Annotated in this window: 14 protein-coding genes; 9 read left to right on the top strand and 5 right to left on the bottom strand. The window is 65.7% G+C overall.

Annotated elements, in window-relative coordinates:
• Positions 1 to 10: 10 nt before the first annotated feature.
• Entirely contained in the window at positions 11 to 475 is a 465-nt protein-coding gene (locus CH302_RS05360; RefSeq protein ID WP_170946068.1) for an acyl-CoA thioesterase, read from the bottom strand.
• A gap of 159 nt (positions 476 to 634) precedes the next feature.
• On the opposite strand from CH302_RS05360, the gene gatB reads away from it, so the two are divergent.
• Positions 635 to 2,146 (top strand): Asp-tRNA(Asn)/Glu-tRNA(Gln) amidotransferase subunit GatB, encoded by a 1,512-nt coding sequence (gene gatB, locus CH302_RS05365; RefSeq protein WP_037189745.1) that lies wholly within the window; start codon positions 635 to 637, stop codon positions 2,144 to 2,146.
• A 60-nt stretch (positions 2,147 to 2,206) separates the two neighbouring features.
• Here the strand turns inward: gatB and CH302_RS05370 are convergent, their stop codons facing one another.
• Positions 2,207 to 3,355 carry a PQQ-dependent sugar dehydrogenase gene (locus tag CH302_RS05370; protein WP_037189743.1) on the bottom strand — a complete coding sequence of 383 codons (1,149 nt, stop codon included), beginning with the start codon at positions 3,353 to 3,355 and terminating at the stop codon, positions 2,207 to 2,209.
• A gap of 93 nt (positions 3,356 to 3,448) precedes the next feature.
• Here CH302_RS05370 and CH302_RS05375 point away from each other — a divergent pair, with 93 nt between their 5' ends.
• A complete protein-coding gene (locus CH302_RS05375) occupies positions 3,449 to 4,426 on the top strand; it encodes a DoxX family protein (protein ID WP_037189742.1) in 978 nt (325 codons plus the stop codon).
• A 74-nt stretch (positions 4,427 to 4,500) separates the two neighbouring features.
• On the opposite strand, the gene ilvD is transcribed toward CH302_RS05375, so the two are convergent.
• Together ilvD and CH302_RS30415 are read right to left on the bottom strand one after the other, a co-directional pair.
• Positions 4,501 to 6,342: a dihydroxy-acid dehydratase gene (ilvD, locus tag CH302_RS05380; protein ID WP_037189739.1), complete on the bottom strand. Its 1,842-nt coding sequence runs from the start codon at positions 6,340 to 6,342 to the stop codon at positions 4,501 to 4,503.
• Between the two features lie 60 nt (positions 6,343 to 6,402).
• Positions 6,403 to 6,945, bottom strand: a complete 543-nt coding sequence (locus tag CH302_RS30415) for a PH domain-containing protein (RefSeq protein WP_230596226.1) — start codon at positions 6,943 to 6,945, stop codon at positions 6,403 to 6,405.
• 257 nt (positions 6,946 to 7,202) lie between these two features.
• On the opposite strand from CH302_RS30415, the gene CH302_RS05390 reads away from it, so the two are divergent.
• The 5 genes from CH302_RS05390 to CH302_RS05410 all read left to right on the top strand — a co-directional run bounded on the left by CH302_RS05390 (position 7,203) and on the right by CH302_RS05410 (position 13,560).
• Positions 7,203 to 9,158, top strand: coding sequence for an acetolactate synthase large subunit (locus CH302_RS05390; protein ID WP_037189736.1), 1,956 nt, complete (start codon positions 7,203 to 7,205; stop codon positions 9,156 to 9,158).
• Positions 9,155 to 9,658: an acetolactate synthase small subunit gene (gene ilvN / locus CH302_RS05395; protein WP_032397758.1), complete on the top strand. Its 504-nt coding sequence runs from the start codon at positions 9,155 to 9,157 to the stop codon at positions 9,656 to 9,658. The genes CH302_RS05390 and ilvN overlap by 4 nt, the downstream gene beginning before the upstream one ends.
• Before the next feature lie 60 nt (positions 9,659 to 9,718).
• The gene (gene ilvC, locus CH302_RS05400; protein WP_170944858.1) at positions 9,719 to 10,720 is read left to right on the top strand and encodes a ketol-acid reductoisomerase; all 1,002 of its coding nucleotides are present in this window, start codon (positions 9,719 to 9,721) and stop codon (positions 10,718 to 10,720) included.
• A gap of 184 nt (positions 10,721 to 10,904) precedes the next feature.
• Positions 10,905 to 12,500 carry a phosphoglycerate dehydrogenase gene (serA, locus tag CH302_RS05405; protein ID WP_037189733.1) on the top strand — a complete coding sequence of 532 codons (1,596 nt, stop codon included), beginning with the start codon at positions 10,905 to 10,907 and terminating at the stop codon, positions 12,498 to 12,500.
• Between the two features lie 49 nt (positions 12,501 to 12,549).
• Positions 12,550 to 13,560, top strand: a complete 1,011-nt coding sequence (locus CH302_RS05410; RefSeq protein ID WP_037189731.1) for a 3-isopropylmalate dehydrogenase — start codon at positions 12,550 to 12,552, stop codon at positions 13,558 to 13,560.
• 81 nt (positions 13,561 to 13,641) lie between these two features.
• On the opposite strand, the gene CH302_RS05415 is transcribed toward CH302_RS05410, so the two are convergent.
• Positions 13,642 to 14,880: an MFS transporter gene (locus tag CH302_RS05415; RefSeq protein WP_196250544.1), complete on the bottom strand. Its 1,239-nt coding sequence runs from the start codon at positions 14,878 to 14,880 to the stop codon at positions 13,642 to 13,644.
• Between the two features lie 130 nt (positions 14,881 to 15,010).
• On the opposite strand from CH302_RS05415, the gene CH302_RS05420 reads away from it, so the two are divergent.
• Both CH302_RS05420 and gltX read left to right on the top strand, forming a co-directional pair.
• On the top strand, positions 15,011 to 15,784 hold the full coding sequence (locus CH302_RS05420; protein WP_037189730.1) for a fumarylacetoacetate hydrolase family protein: 774 nt from the start codon (positions 15,011 to 15,013) through the stop codon (positions 15,782 to 15,784).
• Positions 15,785 to 15,791: 7 nt separating this feature from the next.
• Positions 15,792 to 17,267: a glutamate--tRNA ligase gene (gene gltX, locus CH302_RS05425; RefSeq protein ID WP_037189729.1), complete on the top strand. Its 1,476-nt coding sequence runs from the start codon at positions 15,792 to 15,794 to the stop codon at positions 17,265 to 17,267.
• Positions 17,268 to 17,297 lie beyond the last annotated feature (30 nt).

Here is a 17,297-nt window from a genome sequence, read left to right on the forward strand (position 1 = left end):
CGGTGAGCCGTCAGATACGACCGGCTGCCTCCTGGATTTCGGCCTCACGTTCCTCGGTCTCGCGGCGCAGTTCGCGCCGTCGCCGCGCTGCCTCGAAACGCTGAGCACCGACCTCGGTGGTCGGCGTCAACTGGGGCAGGGTCTTCGGCTTGCCGTCGTCGCCGATCGCGACCATGGTGAAGTAGCAGCTGTTGGTGTGGCGTAATTCACCGCACTGGATGTTCTCGGTTTCCACTCGGATCCCGACCTCCATGGAGGTACGGCCGGTGTAATTGACCGACGCCGAGAACGTGACCAGTTCTCCGACGTGGATGGGTTCGCGAAACACGACGCGATCGACCGACAGAGTGACGACATAGGCCCCGGCGTAGCGACTGGCGCAGGCGTACGCCACCTGGTCCAGGAACTTCAGAATCGTGCCGCCGTGGACATTGCCGGAGAAGTTGGCCATGTCGGGTGTCATCAGCACTGTCATGGCCAGTGTCTGTTTCTCTGGGGGAGTCACCCGTGCACGGTAACGAGTGCACGTGGTTACTCGCGCGTCGTACGGGAGTGGAGCCTGCAGGAACGACCCAGTTAGCGCGAGTGGAGCCTGCAGGAACGACCCAGGTAGTCGGTGCATAAACTACTGACCATGACTGCTGCAACCGTCGATTTGATCGATTACGACGATGTGCTCGCCAAGTTCGACCCCGTGTTGGGCATGGAGGTCCATGTGGAGTTGGGCACGGCGACCAAGATGTTCTGCGGCTGCCCCACCGAGTTCGGTGCCGAGCCGAACACTCAGGTGTGCCCGGTGTGCCTGAGCCTTCCCGGTGCGCTTCCGGTGGTGAACGCTGCTGCGGTGGAGTCGGCGATTCGCATCGGGCTGGCGCTCAATTGCTCGATCACCCCGTGGGGACGGTTCGCTCGCAAGAACTACTTCTATCCGGATCAGCCGAAGAACTATCAGATCTCGCAGTACGACGAGCCCATCGCGACCGAGGGCTACCTCGATGTGCTGCTCGACGACGGCAGTACGTTTCGAGTCGAGATCGAGCGCGCGCACATGGAGGAGGACACCGGTAAGTCGACGCACGTCGGCGGGGCGACCGGCCGCATCGAGGGGGCGTCGCATTCGCTGCTCGATTACAACCGTGCCGGTGTGCCGCTGGTGGAGATCGTGACCAAGACCATCACGGGAACCGGCGCGCGTGCACCCGAGGTCGCCCGGGCCTACGTCACCGCGCTGCGTGACCTGTTGAAGTCGCTGAACGTGTCCGATGTGCGGATGGATCAGGGCTCGCTGCGCTGCGATGCCAACGTGTCCCTGATGGAGAAGACGGCAACCGAATTCGGCACGCGCACCGAGACGAAGAACGTCAACTCGCTCAAGAGCGTCGAGGTTGCCGTTCGGTACGAGATGCGGCGTCAGGCAGCGGTTCTCGAATCGGGCGGAGAGGTGACGCAGGAGACTCGGCACTTCCAGGAGTCGGACGGCACCACCACCGCCGGACGCAAGAAGGAGACCGCCGAGGACTACCGCTACTTCCCCGAGCCCGATCTTGCGCCGGTCGCTCCCGACGCGGCGTGGATCGAGGAGCTTCGGACCACGTTGCCCGAGCTGCCGTGGTTGCGCCGCGGTCGGATTCAGAAGGACTGGGGTGTCTCCGACGAGGAGATGCGCGATCTGGTGAACTCCGGTGCGCTCGAGCTCGTCGCCGCGACGGTCGAGGCGGGTGCGTCGGCGCAGGCGGCGCGGTCGTGGTGGGTGTCGTATCTGGCGCAGCAGGCCAACATCGCCGGAGTCGAACTGACCGATCTGTCGATCACCCCCGCTCAGGTCGCCGAGGTGGCGGCGTTGGTCGCGGACGGCAAGCTCAACAACAACGGTGCCCGTCAGGTCGTGGACGGTGTGCTGGCGGGCGAGGGTGAGCCTGCAGAGGTCATGGCTGCGCGCAATCTCGTACTGGAGAAGGACGACACCAAGTTGCAGGCCGCCGTGGACGAGGCGCTCGCAGCGAATCCCGGTGTGGTCGAGAAGATCCGCAGCGGCAAGGTGCAGGCCGCCGGGGCCATCGTCGGCGCGGTGATGAAGGCGACACGCGGCCAAGCCGATGCCGCTCGCGTCAAGGAACTCGTACTCGAGGCCTGCGGCCAGCCCTGATCACGACGGAGAACGACCGAGGCCGAGCGCGCTACGCGCTCGGCCTCGGTCGTTTCTCGTTCAGTCGAAGCCGCCTCCGCCGCCGCCGGGGAACGGCACTTTCACGACGCGGTCGTCGGTGGGTCCGGGCTCCGCACCGTTCTTGTTGACGGTGCCCACCAGAATCTGTCCATCGGCCGAGCTCGTCGCGCCGTTCAACTGGCCGTACTCGTCCTGGATCAGCAGTGTCGGTTCGGCCGAGACAGCTCCGGTGTTCGCGTCGGTGGTCAGAGCTGCAACAGCTTTGGCCGTTGTGAGTGCAACCGCCACTCCACCTTCTCCCGCTGCGCATCCGGCAACACCCGGACGGTCCGGCCACGTCCACACAGGGTTGAACACTGCGCCCAGCGAGTCGATGCGCTGCAGGCGATCCTCGATCGCGGTGCGGTCGGTGACGAAAATGTTTCCGGTGCCGTCGGTGCAGACGTCGCCGGCCGTACCGATGCCGCTCAGTGCGATCTGCGGCCGCGGGGGGTTCGTCGACGGAGACAAAGAGGTCACCCGTAACAACTTGCCGGACAAGGAGTTCGGGCTCGCAGCAGCAGCTGGATCACCGTTGTCGCCGGTGAGGACGAGTAGTTCGTTCGGCGTGTAGAAGTCGATCGCCCCGCGATTGCCCGACGCGCCGCGGGGAATTCCGGTCAGGATGTCCTTGGGCACATCGCCCTGAGCGAGTCGGACCACCCTGGTGTCCGCGGACGTGGTGATGAGGGCGTAGAGCAACCCGTCCTCGTTGTACGTGGGAGACAGCGCGATGTCGAGAAGGCCGCCGTCACCGGTGCCGTCGACATCGATTCGGGCCACCTCGACCGGCGTCCGGCCGGCGGCGACCTCCATGATGCGACCCGTGCGGCGTTCGGCAACCAGCGCCGACTGTCCGTCGGGGAGCGCAACGAGTCCGCCCGTGGTGTCCAGGCATGTCGCGATCACCGAGGGATCGGGGTCGACACACGGGCCGGTCGGCGGGGGCGGCGCGTTGGGATCGGACGGCTGCGGCGTCTCACTGGGGGTCGTCGGCTCCAGCTCGGCCGCGCCCACCTCCGGCGCAGGAGTGAACGGCGACGTATTCGAGTCGTCGAATCGGGCGCACCCGGCGAGCAGGGCAGCGGTCATCGTCAGGGCGACGACGGCAGCGGTTGCAGTTCGTGGCGACGCTCCGACCGGCTTCATGCTTCGAACGGTACGGAACGTCGAGGGAGACTCGCCACGCGGCCGTGAGCGTCAACGTCGGTGAGGAGCGCACTTCGGCTCTAGTGTGGAGAGGTGACCGATACACCGCGCGACCCCAACCGGCCGGATACGTCGTACGAACCGGCCGAAAGTCCGTACGACAATCCCACGGAGAAGATTCCACCCTCCTCGCGCTCCACCTCCGAGACGTCGGCGTCCGACCGCGCCGATACCTCGGGTACGCCGACCACCGTGTTCGGTGCCCAGCGCTCGGACCGACTGCCGCGAACCGACGACGAACTCGACTTTCCGTACTCGTCGTCGTCCGACGCACGCTCGGCCGATGCGCAGCCCACGGAGAAGATGCAGACCTATCGACCGTCGGCCTTCGCCGATTCGCCGACCGATCGCAAGTCTGCCTCCGACACCACGTCGTCGAGTGCGTACTCCGACAACTCGACTGCGTACCTCGGTACCACCGCAGCCGCGGCGCCTGCGGCAGCCGTCGCTCCGGAGCCCGAGATCCGTACCGAGACCGTCGAGGTTCCTGCCCGTCGCGGCAGCACCGACCTCGGCCTGTTCGTCCTGCGCGTCACGATCGGCGCGGTGTTTCTCGGTCACGGACTGCAGAAGCTCGTCGGACTGTGGGACGGCCCCGGCCTCGACGGATTTCAGAACCTGCTGGAGACCTCGGGATTCCGCTACTCGGAAATCCTCGCGATCGCGGCCGCGGCGGGCGAAACCCTCGGCGGAGCGCTGCTGATCCTGGGTCTGGCAACACCACTGGCAGGCGCGGCCGTGCTGGCCACGATCATCAACGCCTGGTGCTTCAAGCAGGCCGTCGAGCCCGGATTGCAATTCTCCGGCACCGGCGGCGTCGAATACGAGACGGTTCTCGGCTTCGCCGCTGCCGCGATCATCCTCACGGGCCCGGGAAAGATCGCGTTCGACGGCCGACGCGGATGGGCCACTCGGCCGCGGATCGGTTCGTTCCTCGCGCTCGTCGTCGGCATCGCCGCAGGCGTGTGCATTTGGATCTTCCTCAACGGGGCCAACCCCGTCGTCCGCTGACCCGGATACCGACCCGACCACGTGAGCGGAACTTCGTAGCCTGCTACGAAGTTCCGCTCACGCGCGTTTCACCCTCAGGGCACGTAGCGAACGGCTCCCTTGTCCGCTGATGTCGCCAGCGCGGCGTATGCGCGCAGAGCGGTGGTGACCGTGCGCTGACGGTCCACCGGCTGCCACGGTCGCTCGGACGCGTTCATCTTCGCGCGTCGCGTCTCGAGGGTCTCGTCGTCGACGAGGATCTCGAGGGTGCGGGTGGCGACGTCGATCCGGACCTGATCGCCGTTCTCGACCAGCCCGATCACACCGCCGGCGGCGGCCTCGGGGGAGATGTGTCCGATGGACAGTCCCGAGGTTCCGCCGGAGAATCGGCCGTCGGTGATCAGTGCGCAGACCTTGCCCAGTCCGGCACCCTTGAGAAACGCCGTCGGGTGCAGCATCTCCTGCATGCCCGGACCGCCCTTGGGCCCCTCGTAGCGAACGACCAGCACGTCACCGGGCCGAATCTTCTTCTGCAGGATGGCCGAGACAGCTTCTTCCTGGGACTCGACGACCAGTGCCGGGCCCTGGAAGGAGAACAGGTCCTCGTCGATGCCTGCGGTCTTGAGGATCGCACCGTCGACGGCGATGTTGCCGCGGAGTACCACCAGGCCACCCTCGACCGTGTAGGCGTGTTCGAGATCGCGGATGCAGCCGCCCGCGGCGTCGGTGTCGAGCGAGGACCAGCGGTTGCCCGTGGAAAACGGTTCGACGGTGCGGACACCGCCCGGTGCGGCGTGGAACAACTCGACGGCCTCGGCGGATGCCTTGCCGGAGCGGATGTCCCAGGTGTCGAGCCAGTCGTCGAAGCTCTTCGTGTGCACGGTCGAGACATCGGTTTCGAGCAGGTTCGCGCGCCGCAGTTCGCCGAGGAGCGCCGGGATTCCGCCGGCGCGGTGCACGTCTTCCATGTGGTAGTCGGAATTGGGAGAGACCTTCGACAGGCACGGAACCTTGCGGCTGATGGCGTCGATGGTGTCGAGGTCGAAGTCGACCTCGCCCTCCTGTGCGGCTGCGAGGGTGTGCAGCACCGTATTGGTCGATCCGCCCATCGCGACGTCGAGAGCCATGGCATTGCGGAACGCGGCCGGAGTGGCGATGTTGCGCGGGAGTACGGATTCGTCCTCGTCGCGGTAGTACTTCAGCGCTGCCTCGACGATGGTGGTGCCGGCGCGCGTGAACAGCGCTCGGCGGGCCTGATGCGTGGCGAGGGTGGAGCCGTTGCCGGGCAATGCCAGGCCGAGCGCCTCGGTGAGGCAGTTCATCGAGTTCGCCGTGAACATGCCCGAGCACGACCCGCACGTGGGGCACGCGCTGCGCTCGACCTCGTCGAGGCCGGCCTCGGACACGGCGTCGTTGGCGCTGGCGGAGATCGCGGTGATCAGGTCGGTCGGTGCCTGCGCGACGCCGTCGACGATGACGGCCTTGCCTGCCTCCATCGGTCCACCGGAGACGAAGACGGCCGGGATGTTCAGGCGCATCGCTGCATTGAGCATGCCGGGGGTGATCTTGTCGCAGTTGGATATGCAGACGAGAGCGTCGGCGGTGTGGGCGTTGGCCATGTACTCGACGGAGTCGGCGATGATCTCGCGGCTGGGCAGCGAATACAACATCCCGCCGTGGCCCATGGCGATCCCGTCGTCGACGGCGATGGTGTGGAACTCCCGGGGGACGCCGCCTGCCGCTCGTACGGCGTCGGCGACGATCTCGCCGACGTTCTTCAGATGCACGTGGCCGGGGACGAACTGGGTGTACGAGTTCGCGATGGCGACGATGGGTTTTCCGAAATCCGAATCGGTCATTCCGGTGGCGCGCCACAGCGAGCGTGCGCCCGCGGCATTGCGTCCGACAGTGGTGACCCGTGAGCGTAGCGGCGGCATAGTGCGTAGTCCTCGTTCGTTGCAGCGGTTTCTCGCATCGACGAGATTACTCGCCGCCCGCTACTGCTCCTTCGGTGCCTGCTCGCCGTCTTCCTCGGCGTTCTCGGCCTCCGCACGGTCTCGATCCTCGGCAGCGGCCGCGGCCGCTGCGTAGGGATCGGTGATGCGGCCCCCGCTGGCCGCAGCGAGTTGGGGGAGTAGATCGAAACGCACGAGCGGCAACGACTTCTCGCTCTTGTCGGTCAGAACCACCCGCGCCCAGCGGCGATCCGGGAAGTGCAGACCCGCCACCGATTCCCACGCGATCACGTCCGAACCCACGAACCGTCGAGCCGTGATCGCCTCCGGGGAGATGACCGTGCGCACTCGAAACACCCAGATGCCCGCGACGATCGGCAGGATCAGCAGCCATCCCATGGCCACGGGCCAGCTGGCGGCGGTCAGTCCCGTGCCGAACAGCAGCAGTCCCACGCCGAGGAGCGCGAGGCGCGGGACTCGGATGACCTGCGTTCTCGATGGTTGCGGTCCCTCGGCACCGTTCGGTGACTCGGGTGCGGTGTGGGATGATGGCCGAGGTGGTTCGGACTGCTGCGAAGACGACACCCATTCATCTTCGCATTGCATCTACGCGATCTCACATAATGGGATTGCGTCGTGACGAGTTTGACTCTTCCCTGTGCGCGCGCCTACCGTCGAGCGCGTGAAGCGGAATTGGATACTCGTAATCGGCCGGCGCGTCAACGCCTGAGCCGGTTGTTCAAACTCGCATCGACGCGCCACCCTCGTACAGCTCACGCTGACGGGGGTTTTTTCTTGCCCAGAGATCGCCCAGCAATTTCACATTCCTGAGGAAGCAATCAGTGAGCGCACCAACCGCACGCCCAGGGCCCACGACCCGTAAGTCGGGGACAGCGTCCAGCCCGTCGACCAGCCCGTCCGCAGAAGCGGCGACCAACGGATCGCGACGCCACGTCGCGCCGGAGAAGGTCACCGGCGCACAGTCGGTCGTTCGGGCCCTCGAAGAACTCGACGTCGACACCGTATTCGGCATTCCCGGAGGCGCGGTTCTCCCGGTCTACGACCCGCTCTTCGACTCCGTGAAGGTGCGCCACATTCTGGTGCGCCACGAGCAGGGTGCGGGCCACGCCGCGACCGGCTACGCCCAGGCGACCGGCAAGGTCGGCGTCTGCATGGCAACGTCCGGTCCGGGCGCGACCAACCTCGTGACTCCGCTCGCCGACGCTCAGATGGATTCGGTTCCCGTCGTCGCGATCACCGGTCAGGTCGCCCGCAGCCTGATCGGGACGGACGGCTTCCAGGAAGCCGACATCTCGGGTATCACGATGCCGGTCACCAAGCACAACTTCCTCATCACCGACGGTGCCGACATCCCGCGCATCATGGCCGAGGCGTTCTACATCGCGTCCTCCGGTCGACCCGGTGCCGTGCTCGTCGACATCCCCAAGGATGTGCTGCAGGCACCGACCACGTTCTCGTGGCCGCCGGAGATGCGTCTGCCGGGCTACCGGCCGGTGACCAAGCCGCACGGCAAGCAGGTTCGTGAAGCAGCCCGCTACATCGCCGACGCCAAGCAGCCGGTGCTGTACGTCGGCGGCGGCGTCATCAAGGCCAACGCCTCGGCAGAGCTGCTCGAGCTCGCCGAACTGACCGGAATCCCCGTCGTCACCACTCTGATGGCTCGCGGTGTGTTTCCCGACTCGCACAATCAGAACCTCGGAATGCCGGGTATGCACGGCACCGTCGCCGCAGTCGCCGCGCTGCAGCGCAGCGACCTGCTGATCACGCTCGGAGCCCGGTTCGACGACCGCGTCACCGGTCAGCTCTCGTCGTTCGCGCCGAACGCCAAGGTCATCCACGCCGACATCGACCCGGCCGAGATCGGCAAGAACCGCTACGCGGACGTGCCGATCGTGGGCGACTGCCGTGAGGTCATCACCGAGCTCATCGAGGCGCTGCGGGCCGACCGCGCGACCGGAACCACGCTCGATCTCGAGCAGTGGTGGGTCTACCTGAACGGCATCCGCAAGACCTACCCGCTGAGCTACGACCGGCCGTCCGACGGATCGATGTCACCGGAGTTCGTCATCAGCTCGGTCGGCAAGTTCGCCGGACCCGACGCGATCTACTGCGCAGGCGTCGGTCAGCACCAGATGTGGGCCGCACAGTTCATCAGCTACGAGAAGCCGCGTACGTGGCTCAACTCGGGTGGCCTCGGCACGATGGGGTACGCGGTCCCGGCCGCAATGGGTGCCAAGAGGGGCCTCCCCGACGCCGAGGTGTGGGCCATCGACGGTGACGGATGCTTCCAGATGACCAACCAGGAACTCGCGACCTGTGCGGTCGAGGGCATCCCGATCAAGGTTGCACTCATCAACAACGGCAACCTCGGCATGGTCCGCCAGTGGCAGACACTGTTCTACGAGGAGCGTTACTCCAACACCAATCTCGGTACGCACGGTGCCGTCCGCATCCCCGATTTCGTGAAGCTCGCGGAGGCGCTGGGTTGCGTCGGGCTGCGGTGCGAGCGGGAAGAGGACGTCGATGCGGTGATCGCGCAGGCACGAGCGATCAACGATCGTCCGGTCGTCATCGATTTCATCGTCGGAGCCGACGCGCAGGTGTGGCCGATGGTCGCTGCCGGAACCGGCAACGACGAGATCATGGCCGCCCGCGGAATCCGTCCGCTGTTCGACGAGGACGAGACCGTGGGCAGTGAGCCCGGCCTCGACGAGGCCATGGAGCGCGAGCAGGCCCCGCACCCGCAGATCGACGACGTGAAAGGCACCGACAAGTGAGCACGAGCCATACCCTCAGCGTCCTCGTCGAGGACAAGCCAGGTGTGCTGGCCCGCGTCGCCGCGCTGTTCTCGCGCCGTGGATTCAACATCTCCTCGCTTGCCGTCGGCGGCACCGAGATTCCCGAGATCTCGCGGATGACGATCGTGGTGACCGTCGACGAGTTCCCGCTCGAGCAGGTGACCAAGCAGCTCAACAAGCTCATCAACGTCATCAAGATCGTCGAGCAGGACGACGATTCCTCGGTGGCTCGCGAGTTGGTGCTGATCAAGGTCCGCGCCGACGCCAGTGTGCGCAGTGAGGTCATCGAAACGGTGAACCTGTTCCGCGCCAAGGTGATCGACGTGTCTCCCGAGGCCGTGACGGTCGAGGCGACGGGCACCCGCTCGAAGCTCGATGCGTTGCTGAAGATGTTGGACCCCTATGGAATTCGAGAAATAGTTCAGTCGGGAGTCGTTGCCGTCGGACGTGGACCGAAATCGATCACAGCGTCGCGCTGAGCGACGGACGTGATTTTCAGCGAAATCGAAGAGGAAAGGTTACAAACAGTGGCAGTCGAGATGTTCTACGACGACGATGCTGATCTGTCGATCATCCAGGGCCGCAAGGTCGCTGTGATCGGTTACGGAAGCCAGGGCCACGCGCACTCGCTGAGCCTGCGCGACTCCGGTGTCGATGTGCGCATCGGCCTGGCAGCGGGCTCGAAGTCCCGCGCCAAGGCGGAGGAGCAGGGCCTGAAGGTCGGCACTCCCGCCGAGGTGTCCGAATGGGCCGACGTGATCATGGTGCTCGCACCCGATACCGCGCAGGCCAAGATCTTCTCCGAGGAGATCGAGCCCAACCTGAAGGACGGCGACGCGCTGTTCTTCGGCCACGGCCTCAACATCCACTTCGACCTGATCAAGGCTCCGGAGTTCGTCACCGTCGGCATGGTCGCACCCAAGGGCCCCGGCCACCTCGTGCGTCGCCAGTTCGTCGACGGCAAGGGTGTTCCCGCGCTCATCGCCATCGACCAGGACCCCAAGGGCGAAGGTCAGGCACTGGCTCTGTCCTGGGCCAAGGGCATCGGTGGAACGCGTGCAGGCGTCATCAAGACCACGTTCAAGGAAGAGACCGAGACCGACCTCTTCGGCGAGCAGGCCGTGCTGTGCGGTGGCACCGAAGAGCTCGTCAAGACGGGCTTCGAGGTCATGGTCGAGGCCGGCTACGCGCCCGAGATGGCGTACTTCGAGGTTCTGCACGAGCTCAAGCTCATCGTCGACCTCATGTACGAGGGCGGCATCGCTCGCATGAACTACTCGGTGTCCGACACCGCGGAGTTCGGCGGCTACCTCTCGGGACCGCGCGTCATCGACGCAGGCACCAAGGAGCGCATGAAGGCCATCCTGGCCGACATCCAGTCGGGTGAGTTCACCCGTCGCCTGGTCGCCAACGTCGAGAACGGCAACACCGAGCTCGAAGGCCTGCGCAAGGCCAACGCCGAGCACCCCATCGAGGTCACCGGCAAGAAGCTGCGCGACCTGATGAGCTGGGTCGATCGCCCGATCACCGAGACTGCCTGATTCTCATCGAATCACGTTCTCACGCATGCTGATCGAAGGGCACCCCTGCATCGGTAGGGGTGCCCTTCGGTGCGTGCACCAGGTGGCGTCACAGTTCGGCGACTCCGGCCTCTAAACTGTTTCTGCTGCACCAGCTCCGAATTTCACCGACAACAGTCTCGTACCGACCTAGGGAGTTTTTCACGTGAGCCAGCCAGGCCGTCCTGTCGTTCTGATCGCCGACAAACTTGCGCCGTCCACCGTCGAGGCATTGGGCGACGGCGTCGAGGTCCGTTGGGTCGACGGCCCGGATCGCCCCGCGCTGCTCGCCGCGGTTCCCGAGGCCGACGCGATCCTGGTGCGCTCCGCGACCACGGTCGACGCAGAGGTTCTCGCCGCCGGAACCAAGCTCAAGATCGTCGCCCGCGCCGGTGTCGGCCTGGACAACGTCGACGTTCCCGCAGCCACCGAGCGCGGTGTCCTCGTCGTCAACGCCCCGACCTCCAACATCCACACCGCCGCCGAGCATGCCGTGACGCTGCTGCTGTCGGCCGCTCGCCAGATTCCCGCTGCCGACGCCACTCTGCGTCAGCACGAGTGGAAGCGCAGCAAGTTCAACGGTGTCGAGATCTTCGGCAAGACCGTCGGCGTCGTCGGACTCGGCCGCATCGGTCAGCTGTTCGCACAGCGTCTCGCCGCATTCGAGACCCACATCATCGCCTACGACCCCTACGTCTCGGCCGCGCGTGCCGCCCAGCTCGGCATCGAACTGGTGAGCCTGGACGAGCTGCTCGAGCGCGCCGACATGTTCTCGGTTCACCTGCCGAAGACCCCCGAGACCAAGGGAATCATCGGCAAGGAAGCCCTGGCCAAGACCAAGCCCGGTGTCATCGTCGTCAACGCCGCTCGCGGTGGACTGGTCGACGAGCAGGCCCTGGCCGACGCCATCACCAGTGGCCACGTCTTCGCCGCCGGAATCGACGTCTACGCCTCCGAGCCGTGCACCGACAGCCCCCTGTTCGAGCTGCCCCAGGTCGTCGTCACCCCGCACCTCGGCGCGTCGACGACCGAAGCCCAGGACCGCGCGGGCACCGACGTGGCCAAGTCGGTACTGCTCGCTCTCGCAGGTGAATTCGTGCCCGACGCCGTCAACGTCAAGGGTGGTGCCGTGGGCGAGGAGGTCTCCCCGTGGCTCGAGATCGTGCGTAAGCAGGGTGTACTGCTCGGCGCTCTGTCCACCGAACTTCCCACGTCGCTGTCGGTCGACGTACGCGGCGAACTCGCCACCGAGGACGTCGAGATCCTCAAGCTCTCGGCGCTGCGCGGACTGTTCTCCGCCGTCATCGAGGACTCGGTCACGTTCGTCAACGCCCCGTCGCTCGCCGAGGAGCGTGGCGTGACCGCCGAGGTCACGACCGCGTCCGAGAGCGAGAACCACCGCAGTGTCGTCGACATCCGCGCCGTCTACGGCGACGGCTCGGTGCTCAACGTCGCGGGCACTCTGACCGGCACCACGCAGGTGGAGAAGATCGTCAACATCAACGGTCGTAACTTCGACCTTCGTGCCGAGGGCAAGAACCTCATCGTCAACTACGCGGATCAGCCCGGCAGCCTCGGCCGGATCGGCACCCTGCTCGGCGACGCCGGCATCGACATCCAGGCCGCCGCACTGAGCCAGGACTCCGAGGGCGACGGTGCAACGATTCTGCTGCGCGTCGACAAGGACGTTCCGGCCGAGTTGAGCGCAAGCATCGCCACCGCGGTCGGCGCGTCCACCATCGAGCTGGTCGATCTGTCCTGAGCATCGCTCGCAGTCGATCGAACGACGTCGAACAATCACGAGGAGTGAGATGAAGCTGGCCGTCATCGCCGGGGACGGAATCGGACCCGAGGTCGTCACCGAGGCGCTCGCCGTGCTCGATGTGGTTGCACCCGGGGCCGAGAAGACCGAGTACGACCTCGGTGCGCGTCGCTACAACGCCACCGGAGAACTGCTGCCGGACTCGGTGTTGGCGGAACTGCGTGAGCACGACGCAATTCTGTTGGGAGCCATCGGAGATCCGTCGGTACCGAGCGGCGTGCTCGAGCGTGGACTGCTGTTGCGAGCTCGGTTCGAGCTCGATCACCACATCAATCTGCGCCCGGCCAAGCTGTACCCCGGAGTGGTCGGCCCGCTGGCCGGTGACAAGCAGATCGACGTCGTGGTCGTGCGTGAGGGCACCGAGGGTCCGTACACCGGAAACGGTGGAGCACTTCGCGTCGGCACACCGCACGAGGTGGCCACCGAGGTCAGTGTCAACACCCGCTACGGCGTCGAACGGGTGGTGCGCAACGGTTTCGAGCGTGCTCTGACTCGACGCAAGCATCTGACGCTGCTGCACAAGACCAATGTGCTCACGTTCGCAGGCAGCCTCTGGGCCCGCACGGTGGACGAGGTCGCGGCGGAGTTCCCGGACGTCGAGGTCGCATACCAGCACATCGATGCCGCGATGATTCACCTCGTGACCGATCCGGGCCGGTTCGACGTCATCGTCACCGACAATCTGTTCGGTGACATCGTGACCGACCTCTCGGCGGCGGTGACCGGCGGAATCGGTTTGGCCGCAAGCGGAAACATCGATGCGACCGGTACCAATCCGAGCATGTTCGAGCCGGTGCACGGCAGTGCGCCCGACATCGCAGGGCAGCAGAAGGCCGATCCGACCGCTGCCATCCTGTCGGTGTCGCTGCTACTCGATCATCTCGGCGACGCGGAAGGAGCGGCGCGTGTGGAAGCCGCTGTCGCAGCGGACCTCGCCGAGCGAGGAACCACCACAGCGTCCACGAAGGACATCGGCGCACGAATCGCCGCTCGCCTGTAACTGGACCGACACGAAATGCCACGGTAGGCCGACCGGCCACCGTGGCATTCCGTGTTTCTCGGGCACCGCAGCCGTGCTGGATCAGCCGGTGCTGTCGGCCTTCTCGTCGGGAACCTCGGGACGTGGATCGTCTGGACGTGGATCGTCGGGGACGATCGGCACGGAGAGTGCGGGGAAGATCGCCGACACCAGGAATGCGATGGGAAAGCTGACCGCCGCAAGTGCCCCGAACACCGGCGGCACGGCCGACGCGAACACGTACTGACTCGTGTTCTGCACGCCGAGGGCGCGGCCGCTCCAATACGGTCCTGATATCTCGGCAACAGCGGTGAAGGCAAGACCGTTCGGGGCAACGGTGGCGACCGACGCGACGACGAGCATGACGATCGCGACAGGGGAGTCGAACCAGTCGGCCACCCCGAGTCCGATCATGCTGACGGCGGCAGTCACCGCGACCCACCGGAGGGGCCGCATGCGGCTGCCGACCCGATCGGACAACGCACCGACGCTCATCCGGCCCAGTGCACCGAGAATCTGCGTCGCCGTGACGAGGACTCCCGCCGCCGCAGCCGTCCATCCTCGGTCGGTCATCAGCCATACGAGCGCATACGTCCAGACCACGTACTGCGGCACCACCAACAGGATCGAGGTGGCGTGAATGCGCCACAGCTGCCTGCTGCCTCGGTACGGATTGTCGAGCAGACCCTGCTCCGCGGCATCGATACGATTCGGACGCGGGGGGTCGACCACCGCGAGACACATCAGTGCGGCAATTGCGCACACGGCGGCGGGTACGAGCAATGCTCCACCGACGCCGTGGTCCCGGGCGATGGGTGGGATGGTCAGGGCCGCGATGGCAACGCCGAGAGGGACCGACATCTGCCTGATTCCCATGGCCAATCCACGACGCTGCGGTGGGAACCAGCCGACCACCACGCGTCCGCTGGCGCTGTTCGCACTCGCCGCGGCCATACCGCCCAGCAGCAGCAGGATTGCCAGCAGGGGAATGGAGGAGGTGAACACGGCGGCTACGGCGGCGAGCGCCGTCAGACCGAGCCCGACTGCGAGTACCAGTCTTTCGCCGATTCGATCGACCAACACACCCCAGGCGATCAGGGTGAACATGATGCCCACGGTGGGCATGGCGACGATGAGTCCGGCGGCGGGCAGGCTCAGGCCGCGGTCGTCGTGCAAGGCGGGAATGAGAAACGCTGCGCCGTTGATGAACACCGCGCCTGCGGTCTGCGCGAGCATGCCGAGGGCAAGCATGAACCATCGCCTGAACTCGCCGATGTCGGACAGCTGCGCGGTGGCGTCCATCAGTTCTCCATCTCAATATATGGACGTATGTTCTTGCAATGTGGTACCGGAGATCGACCCTACACCGGCCCGAATTGCGCTGAACGGACGGTGGCGGAGTGCACACCACACATGTCGATAGACTTCCGACATGCGTCTCGGTCGAATTGCAAGTCCTGATGGTGTGGCATTCGTGAGTATCGAAGGTGAGGGCGACTCGCAGACTGCGAAGGAAATCGCCGAACATCCCTTCGGCACACCCACGTTCACGGGTCGGTCGTGGCCACTGGCCGATGTGCGACTGCTCGCGCCCATCCTCGCCAGCAAGGTCATCGCCATCGGTAAGAACTACGCCGCGCACGCGGCCGAGATGGGCGGTGAGGCACCGAAGGATCCCGTGATCTTCATCAAGCCGAACACCTCCATCGTCGGCCCCGGTGCGGCCATCGTGCTGCCACCGTCCTCGAGCGAGGTGCACTTCGAGGGCGAACTGGCGATCGTCATCGGCCGTCCGTGCAAGGACGTCCCCGCCTCGAAGGCGTACGAGGTGGTGCTCGGGTACACCGTCGCCAACGACGTCTCGGCCCGCGACCATCAGAAGCACGACGGACAGTGGACTCGCGCCAAGGGACACGACACCTTCTGCCCACTGGGGCCGTGGATCGAGACCTCACTCGACCCGACCGATCTCGAGATCAAGACCGAGGTCGACGGCGTGGTCAAGCAGCGGAGTCGCACTTCGCTTCTGCTGCACGACATTCCGAAGATCATCGAGTGGGTGTCCGCAGTGATGACGCTGCTCCCCGGAGACGTCATTCTGACCGGAACCCCCGAGGGAGTCGGACCCATCACCGACGGAGACAGCGTGTCGATCACCGTCGAGGGAATCGGTACCCTGACCAACCCCGTCGCAGCGAAGAAGTAGGGCGAGCATGACCACACCAACAGATGTCCGCGTTCGGTTCTGCCCGTCGCCCACCGGTACCCCGCACGTCGGCCTGGTCCGAACCGCACTGTTCAACTGGGCGTTCGCCAGGCATCACGGCGGCACCTTCGTCTTTCGCATCGAGGACACCGACGCCGCACGTGACTCCAAGGAGTCCTACGCCGCCCTGCTCGACGCGTTGCGCTGGCTGGGCCTCGAATGGGACGAGGGCCCCGAAGTGGGCGGCCCGTACGAGCCGTACCGTCAGTCGCTGCGCCGCGACCAGCACCTTGCCGTCGTACAGCAGTTGCTCGACGCAGGGGAGGCCTACGAGTCCTTCTCGACGCCGGAGGAAGTGGAAGCCCGTCACAAGGCAGCCGGACGCGACCCCAAACTCGGGTACGACAACTTCGACCGCGACCTGACGCCGGAGCAGCGCCAGGGCTTTCTCGACGAGGGGCGCGGGGCCGTCGTACGACTGCGGATGCCCGATCACGATCTGACGTGGAACGACCTCGTGCGCGGGGAGACCACGTTCAAGGCGGGGACCGTACCCGACTTCGCCTTGACCCGCGGCAACGGAGTTCCGCTGTACACGTTGGTCAATCCGGTCGACGACGCACTGATGAAGATCACGCACGTCCTGCGCGGCGAGGACCTGTTGTCCTCGACGCCGCGTCAGCTCGCTCTCTACGAGGCATTGATCCGGATCGGTGTTGCAGAACGCACCCCCGAGTTCGGGCACCTGCCGTTCGTCATGGGCCAGGGCAACAAGAAGTTGTCCAAGCGTGATCCCGAGTCCAACCTGTTCATCCACCGCGATCGTGGGTTCGTTCCGGAGGGATTGCTGAACTACCTCGCTCTTCTCGGATGGGGTATCTCGGACGATCACGACGTCTTCTCGCTCGACGAGATGGTGGCCGCGTTCGAGATCTCGTCCGTCAATTCCAATCCGGCCCGCTTCGATCAGAAGAAGGCCGACGCGATCAACGCCGAGCACATCAGGTTGCTGGCAGCGGACGATTTCGCGGCGCGATTGCGCGAATTCCTGGTTGCCCAAGGACATCTGGTCGAACCGATCGACGAGAAGATCTTCGCTGTTGCCGCCGATCTGGTGCAGACCCGCATCGTCGTCCTGTCGGACGCATGGGGACTGTTGAAGTTCCTGTTCGTCGACGAGGCGGACTTCGAGATCGACCCCGCAGCCGCGGCCAAGAATCTCGGTGCCGATGCCGCACCCGTTCTCGACGCCACTGTCGAGGCACTGACGGCGTTGCAGAGCTGGACCACGGCCGACCTGGAGGCGACTCTCAAGGACGTGTTGATCGAGAAGCTGGAGCTCAAGCCGCGCAAGGCTTTCGCCCCGATACGGGTGGGAGTGACCGGGTCGCACATCAGCCCGCCGCTGTACGAGTCCATGGAATTGCTCGGGCGCGAGAAGACCTTGGCGCGCCTGGCTGCGGCACGCGCCCAGGTGGCGTGAGGGCGCACGGCCGCCGGCGCACCCCGGTCC

It is taken from the genome of Rhodococcus sp. 15-2388-1-1a, from assembly GCF_002259145.1.
Lineage (GTDB): Bacteria > Actinomycetota > Actinomycetes > Mycobacteriales > Mycobacteriaceae > Rhodococcoides.

Coding starts and splice junctions, on each gene's coding strand:
- ilvC (WP_170944858.1), top strand. CDS start 9,719: ATGTTCTACGACGACGATGCTGATCTGTCGATCATCCAGGGCCGCAAG.
- CH302_RS05420 (WP_037189730.1), top strand. CDS start 15,011: ATGCGTCTCGGTCGAATTGCAAGTCCTGATGGTGTGGCATTCGTGAGT.
- gatB (WP_037189745.1), top strand. CDS start 635: ATGACTGCTGCAACCGTCGATTTGATCGATTACGACGATGTGCTCGCC.
- ilvD (WP_037189739.1), bottom strand. CDS start 6,342: ATGCCGCCGCTACGCTCACGGGTCACCACTGTCGGACGCAATGCCGCG.
- CH302_RS05360 (WP_170946068.1), bottom strand. CDS start 475: ATGACAGTGCTGATGACACCCGACATGGCCAACTTCTCCGGCAATGTC.
- CH302_RS05370 (WP_037189743.1), bottom strand. CDS start 3,355: ATGAAGCCGGTCGGAGCGTCGCCACGAACTGCAACCGCTGCCGTCGTC.
- CH302_RS05410 (WP_037189731.1), top strand. CDS start 12,550: ATGAAGCTGGCCGTCATCGCCGGGGACGGAATCGGACCCGAGGTCGTC.
- gltX (WP_037189729.1), top strand. CDS start 15,792: ATGACCACACCAACAGATGTCCGCGTTCGGTTCTGCCCGTCGCCCACC.
- CH302_RS05415 (WP_196250544.1), bottom strand. CDS start 14,880: ATGGACGCCACCGCGCAGCTGTCCGACATCGGCGAGTTCAGGCGATGG.